This window comes from Cellulosilyticum lentocellum DSM 5427 (genome assembly GCF_000178835.2).
Classification (GTDB): domain Bacteria; phylum Bacillota; class Clostridia; order Lachnospirales; family Cellulosilyticaceae; genus Cellulosilyticum; species Cellulosilyticum lentocellum.
Map to the genome: position 1 here is coordinate 3,615,609 of NC_015275.1, position 6,892 is coordinate 3,622,500.

The window sequence follows — 6,892 nt, forward strand, 5'->3', positions numbered from 1 at the left end:
ATTCTGTCTATTGGATTATAACCACTCACTTAAATCATAATCTAATTTTCCTTCTTCAACATCTTCTATCATCTGCATACGTTGCTTTTTCCAAATATACTGTAAGTCTTTGGTATTTCCTTGATAAACCCAGGGTAATGCTTCTTTCATATCTTTATACATTTTTTCTATCTGCTTTCTACTCCAATGTCTTAAGCAATACTTTCTCCCATCCTGAGCATAAATATAAATACTATAGTCTTCTTGATAAATCCATATCATTTTCTCTATTGGTATAACTACAATACCTTGGAAGATACCTATAAACCAGTGCTCTGTAATTCTATACCTCTTACCTTCCCTAAGACTCTTTTCTTCTTGTATTTTTAAAGCAACCTCTTTCCATCTTTGCTTACCTATGTAATGCCTTCCCTTAATCCTTGGTAATCCCAGTACACCTACTAAACATTTTATTACTTCATAAATCACAAAAACACTTATACAGATTAAACCTGCTACTTCTAAGCGATATCTTAACAAGCCTTTTTCTTCTTCTATGAATACTATTTTATTTATAAAATCCGCCTCTGTTACATTTTCTTTATAAATAGCATTCAAATCACGGACAACACCTAATAAAATCGTTTCATAATCAATTAATGTGTTTGCCTCTTTTATTATTAAAAATTTATTCTTACCCGTTAAATAAGATGGATCTGTACTACTAGTACTAGCGTATATACATATCATGTATTTCCCTTTCATTTCTCCTAAATAAATAGTACTTTCCTTGTAATTCTCCCCATCTTTGTCCCCACTATAAATTTCATATCCAGTATTAATAAAACTCATTTCCTTGGCTGTTACAACAGGTGGTGCTTCTTTCATAAATAATTTCATGTCATAGTCCTGAATATCCCCAGCACCTATTAATAATGATTCTACATACTCTCTATTGGGATAAGTCTGCATGCAGATTACTATTAATAAAACACACCAAACCAATAACCTTTTTAGATAATGGTGCCTTATCTCTTTGTTTAATCCTTTAGCCTGCATTTTTCTCCTCATACTCATCAATCATATTTTTACATTTTATATTATAAGGGGAACTAGATGATAGTTCCCCCTCTCTTAAGATTTTACTTCAAATGAAGTGATACGTCTATTAGATCATGTATTGAGAAATAAATCCTTTTCTTAGACTTCTTCTATCCCTGTATCTTGTATTTGATTAAGGCTTATTATTTTCTTATTCGCTTCAATTTCATCTAACATAATCTGTCTTTGCTTTTTCCATAAATTATGTGTTTGACTAGTTTCACCATAATAAATCCATGGAATCATTTCTTTTAACTGGTTTAGAACTTGAGTATGATTCATTTCGGTTAGGGTATTTATTACAAACTTGTCCCCATCCTTGGTATGTATATAAAGCGCATAATATTGTACTTCACTAATGCCTTTTAACTTCGTATAAACCCATATAATATTCTCAAGCTTCACTGCGCAAGTGTTTAACTTAGTGGAAACAATCCAGTTCTCTGTAATCATTTGTCCTTTTCCTGCGTAGATGGGTTGTTCACTCTCAATTTCATCTATAACACTGGTTATTTCACCATACTTTTTCAGATGCCTTATTCCTTTCATCCCCTTAAAGTTGATTAGGTAAATAACATATTTAATAAGATATATTATCATTGCTAAGCCAAAAATTACAATCGCACCAGTAACAATATAATTAACAATTAAACGGCTCTTTGATTCCATATACAGTACTTTAGGTGCAAAGTCTTCCTCAGTGAAATCAGTTCCATAGTATGAGTTAAAATCTTTTATTACCTCTAGTAATAATTCACTATATCGGTCTACCTCACTTGTATTTTTAATATAACCCACCATATCTTCAGTTAATAATACATCTGGATCTTCATCTGCGGTACTTGGATAAACGCAAATAATCATTTTATTACCTAGCTGCGTTAAATATATACCATCAGTTTTTCTTTCTTTAGAACTAGGTGTTTCTTGCTCATATAGGTAAAAATAGGTATTTAAAATATATAATTCATCTAAATTCGTAATAGGTGGTAGCATCTGTTCATAGTATTCATCGTAGTTTTCCTCTTGTTGTAGAACTATAGGTTTTATAAGTGACTTTAAATAATCTTTATTTTGATATCCAAAAAAACTTAATCCCCCACAAATCACTCCCAAAATAACTATCCACATTAAATTGTTTTTAATTGCACTCTTCCTTAACAACCCTTGTTCCATAATTCTCCCCTTTTCTTCTTATTCTAAATCCTCTACTTTAATAATCTAACCCCTATTCTCCCCTCCATCGTATTTAGGTTTAATGTATTAAATAATCTACCTTTAATACATTAAAAGTATTAAAATGTTCCTAAGTCATTTAAATTATATATTATTTTTTTTATATTATCAATATTTAATGTAATCATTTTAAAACTATATATAGTCTTTCATCACAAAAAAATAGGCTACTGGTATTTAAATTCCTATAGCCTACTCTTTAACTATCTCAACTTTTCTTCTACTATTCTATAGCTTAGAACTAGTATTTAACTTATCATAAATTTCAGGCTCTACAATAAATGTTGGGGTTTGAAAAAATGATTGCATAATAAAAGAGCATTTTCAACAATCCTAAGTATGACTAATACTTACAGAAAGGTTGTCGACTATGCTCTCCTTTTATTATTCCCAAAAACTTCTTAATCTATCAGGTGTTTTAATAAAAGATATTATCCATACTGAAAATAAAACTATCTTTGAAATTGAAATGCAACGTAAACTTCACGCTTGCCCTTGTTGTGGCCATTCTACACAACGTATTCATGATTATCGTAGGCAAAAAATCAAAGATATTCCTTCCTTTGGTTCTCATACACTCCTTCTTCTTAGAAAAAGAAGATATGTTTGTCAATCTTGTGGTAAGCGTTTCTATGAAAGCATTGACTTTCTTCCTCGCTATCATCGCATGACCTCACGTTTAATTCTTTATGTTTTATCTCAGTTAGCTTCAACTTCTTCTTTTAAGAGTGTTGCTCAGCATGTTAATCTGTCTACTTCTACTGTTGTTAGGATTTTTGATAAACTTTCCTACTCACCATCTTCTTTACCTAAAGTATTAGCTATTGATGAGTTTAAAGGAAATACCAATCACGAGAAGTATCAGTGTATTATTACTGACCCTGAAAATCATAGAGTTCTAGATATTTTGCCTAATAGATATAAAACTCACTTAGCTTCATACCTATTAAAGTTTGATACTTCTCAAACCTCTATCTTTATTAGTGATATGTGGTCTACTTATCGTGACTTATCCCGTGAAATTTTCTCTTCTGCAACTTATGTCGTTGATAAATATCATTATGCTAGACAAGTTTTATGGGCTTTTGAAGCTGTTCGTAAAGAAGTACAAAAAGACTTTTGTGATCATCGAAGAAAATACTTTAAGCGATCTAAATCTCTACTCATTAAACACTATCATGACTTAAATAATGATCAAAAACAAAGACTTAATGTCATGCTTTATACAAGTGAAAAACTATCTAACGCCTATTTACCTAAGGAAAGTTTTTATGAGGTAATGGCATCAGAAGATTACAATACAGCCAAAGAACGACTTACAAAGTGGATCATTTATGCTGAAAACAGCGGTTTACCTCGCTTTGTTACAGCTGCTCAAACAATGAATAACTGGATAGGTGGCATTCTTAATTCATTTACTACACCTTACACAAATGGTTATACAGAAGGTATAAACAACAAAATCAAAGTTCTCAAACGCAACGCATATGGTTATCGTAACTTCGAAAGATTTAGAAGTAGAATACTACATATGTGTAATAAAAAAAGCAGCTAAGATAGATTTAAAAAATCTTCTTAACTGCTTCTACATCATCATACTTGGGATACCCCAACTATTGACATAGAGCCTATATTAATTCAAACAACAAAAAAACACCCCTAAGGTGTTCTAATTCAAAAAGCCGACGATCGGACTCGAACCGATAACCTGCTGATTACAAGTCAGCTGCTCTGCCAATTGAGCCACGTCGGCAAAACGTGCACAGAAGGATTCGAACCCTCGGCCTTCTGATCCGTAGTCAGACGCTCTATCCAGCTGAGCTATGCGCACATGATGTCAATCTTATATTTCATTTTACTTCTATAATGTTTTATAGAAAACGTGCACAGAAGGATTCGAACCCTCGGCCTTCTGATCCGTAGTCAGACGCTCTATCCAGCTGAGCTATGCGCACTTATTTATTGATAATTACTTAAAAATATGCCCGAGACCGGAATCGAACCGGTACGAGGGTTAGCTCGCAGGATTTTAAGTCCTGTGCGTCTGCCAGTTCCGCCACTCGGGCATATGATGGTCGCTATAGGGCTCGAACCTATGACCCCCTGCTTGTAAGGCAGGTGCTCTCCCAGCTGAGCTAAGCGACCATATTAATGGCATATTTTTATTTATTAGTTAGAATAACTAACTAAAACGACCCAGAAGGGACTCGAACCCTCGACCTCCGCCGTGACAGGGCGGCGTGCTAACCAACTGTACCACTGGGCCTTACTTACATTTTAATGAGCTATGATGGACCCTCGGGGACTCGAACCCAGGACCGTCCGGTTATGAGCCGGATGCTCTAACCAACTGAGCTAAGGGTCCATATCACTACATTATATGTAGCAAGCCGACGATCGGACTCGAACCGATAACCTGCTGATTACAAGTCAGCTGCTCTGCCAATTGAGCCACGTCGGCATATTAAAATGTAATGACCCGTACGAGAATCGAACTCGTGTTACCGCCGTGAAAGGGCGGTGTCTTGACCGCTTGACCAACGGGCCTTATTTAAACTCCCCGAGTAGGGTTCGAACCTACGACCCTCCGGTTAACAGCCGGATGCTCTGCCGCTGAGCTATCGAGGATTATTTCTTTTACTCTCTTGAGCACTTATGAAGTATATCATATCCATTGACTTATGTCAACACCTTTATACTTCCAAAACTAAACACAATTTTTATTTAACCTTCATTATCTAGGTCAAACCCTCGAACCGTTAGTATTGGTCACCTACACATGTTACCATGCTTACAGCTCCAACCTATCTACCTCATAGTCTCTAAGGGGTCTTACTCCTTTCGGATGGGAAATCTTATCTTGTGGTCTGCTTCACGCTTAGATGCCTTCAGCGTTTATCAGATCCAGACTTGGCTACTCTGCTATGCCTTTGGTAAGACAACAGATGCACCAGTGGTCCGTCCATCCCGGTCCTCTCGTACTAAGGACAGCTCCACTCAAATTTCCTGCGCCCACGACGGATAGGGACCGAACTGTCTCACGACGTTCTGAACCCAGCTCGCGTACCGCTTTAATGGGCGAACAGCCCAACCCTTGGAACCTGCTTCAGCTCCAGGATGCGATGAGCCGACATCGAGGTGCCAAACCTCCCCGTCGATGTGAACTCTTGGGGGAGATAAGCCTGTTATCCCCGGGGTAGCTTTTATCCGTTGAGCGATGGCAATCCCACTTTCATACCACCGGATCACTAAGTCCTACTTTCGTACCTGCTCCACCCGTCGGTGTCGCAGTCAAGCAACCTTATGCCTTTGCACTCTTCGAATGGTTTCCGACCATTCTGAGGTTACCTTTGAGCGCCTCCGTTACTCTTTAGGAGGCGACCGCCCCAGTCAAACTGTCCACCTGACATTGTCCCAGACCCGGCTAACGGGCCATGGTTAGAAGTTAAGTATTACAAGAGAGGTATCCCACCGGCGACTCCACCTAGACTGGCGTCCAGATTTCTCAGTCTCCCTCCTATCCTGTACATGTAATACCCAACCTCAGTATCAAGCTACAGTAAAGCTCCACGGGGTCTTTCCGTCCTGTCGCGGGTAACCAGCATCTTCACTGGTACTACAATTTCACCGGGTGCGCTGTCGAGACAGTGCCCAAATCATTACGCCTTTCGTGCGGGTCAGAACTTACCTGACAAGGAATTTCGCTACCTTAGGACCGTTATAGTTACGGCCGCCGTTTACTGGGGCTTAAGTTCAAAGCTTCGGATTTCTCCTAACCTCTCCCCTTAACCTTCCAGCACCGGGCAGGCGTCAGCCCTTATACATCACCTTTCGGTTTAGCAAAGACCTGTGTTTTTGTTAAACAGTTGCTTGGGCCTATTCTCTGCGGCCTACCTAAGTAGGCACCCCTTCTCCCTAAGTTACGGAGTCATTTTGCCGAGTTCCTTAACAACGCTTCTCCCGTCGGCCTTAGGATTCTCTCCTCATCCACCTGTGTCGGTTTACGGTACGGGTACCTATCACGCAATAGCAGCTTTTCTCGGCAGTGTGGGTTCAGCAACTTCTCTACTTTAATTTCGATCCCCATCACACTTCATCCTCGTTCCCCGGTTTTTCCTTGGGAATGCGACTTTGTGCTTGGCCCAGGATACCATTCCTGGGATTGCCTACCCTCCTGCGTCCCTGCAGTTCTGATAATAGGTAGTACTGGAATATGAACCAGTTGTCCATCGACTACGACTTTCGTCCTCGCCTTAGGTCCCGACTTACCCAGAGCAGATCAGCTTTACTCTGGAAACCTTGGATATTCGGCCTACAAGATTCTCACTTGTATCTCGCTACTCATTCCGGCATTCTCACTTGTAATTACTCCACAGCTCCTTACGGTACTGCTTCTGCGTCGTTACAACGCTCCTCTACCAATCCAACTAAGTTGAATTCCATAGCTTCGGTGGTGTGTTTTAGCCCCGGACATTTTCGGCGCAAGATCTCTCGACTAGTGAGCTATTACGCACTCTTTGAATGAGTGGCTGCTTCTAAGCCAACATCCTAGTTGTCTTCGAAATCTCACATCCTT

At 38.7% G+C, this 6,892-nt stretch carries 3 protein-coding genes, 10 tRNA genes and 1 rRNA gene (1 of these 14 running past the window's edge); 1 reads left to right on the forward strand and 13 read right to left on the reverse strand.

Going from position 1 to position 6,892, the window contains the following annotated elements; genetic code table 11:
* Positions 1-15: 15 nt before the first annotated feature.
* Entirely contained in the window at positions 16-1,038 is a 1,023-nt protein-coding gene (locus tag CLOLE_RS16660) for a hypothetical protein (protein ID WP_013658303.1), read from the reverse strand.
* Between the two features lie 141 nt (positions 1,039-1,179).
* Positions 1,180-2,256: a DUF6709 family protein gene (locus CLOLE_RS16665; RefSeq protein ID WP_013658304.1), complete on the reverse strand. Its 1,077-nt coding sequence runs from the start codon at positions 2,254-2,256 to the stop codon at positions 1,180-1,182.
* A gap of 430 nt (positions 2,257-2,686) precedes the next feature.
* On the opposite strand from CLOLE_RS16665, the gene CLOLE_RS16670 reads away from it, so the two are divergent.
* Complete coding sequence (locus tag CLOLE_RS16670; protein ID WP_013658305.1) at positions 2,687-3,871, forward strand: ISL3 family transposase; 1,185 nt, start codon at positions 2,687-2,689, stop codon at positions 3,869-3,871.
* 125 nt (positions 3,872-3,996) lie between these two features.
* Here CLOLE_RS16670 and CLOLE_RS16675 read toward each other — a convergent pair.
* The 11 genes from CLOLE_RS16675 to CLOLE_RS16725 all read right to left on the reverse strand — a co-directional run.
* Positions 3,997-4,069: transfer RNA gene (locus tag CLOLE_RS16675), tRNA-Thr, on the reverse strand.
* A 4-nt stretch (positions 4,070-4,073) separates the two neighbouring features.
* Positions 4,074-4,147, reverse strand: a tRNA-Arg gene (locus tag CLOLE_RS16680).
* A gap of 50 nt (positions 4,148-4,197) precedes the next feature.
* A tRNA-Arg gene (locus CLOLE_RS16685) sits at positions 4,198-4,271 on the reverse strand.
* 27 nt (positions 4,272-4,298) lie between these two features.
* Positions 4,299-4,382: transfer RNA gene (locus tag CLOLE_RS16690), tRNA-Leu, on the reverse strand.
* A gap of 6 nt (positions 4,383-4,388) precedes the next feature.
* Positions 4,389-4,461 (reverse strand) — tRNA-Val (locus CLOLE_RS16695).
* A gap of 47 nt (positions 4,462-4,508) precedes the next feature.
* Positions 4,509-4,582 (reverse strand) — tRNA-Asp (locus tag CLOLE_RS16700).
* A gap of 25 nt (positions 4,583-4,607) precedes the next feature.
* A tRNA-Ile gene (locus CLOLE_RS16705) sits at positions 4,608-4,681 on the reverse strand.
* 23 nt (positions 4,682-4,704) lie between these two features.
* Positions 4,705-4,777 (reverse strand) — tRNA-Thr (locus CLOLE_RS16710).
* Between the two features lie 14 nt (positions 4,778-4,791).
* Positions 4,792-4,863, reverse strand: a tRNA-Glu gene (locus tag CLOLE_RS16715).
* A 9-nt stretch (positions 4,864-4,872) separates the two neighbouring features.
* A tRNA-Asn gene (locus tag CLOLE_RS16720) sits at positions 4,873-4,944 on the reverse strand.
* Positions 4,945-5,055: 111 nt separating this feature from the next.
* A 23S ribosomal RNA gene (locus CLOLE_RS16725) occupies positions 5,056-6,892 on the reverse strand; it runs 1,067 nt beyond the window's last position.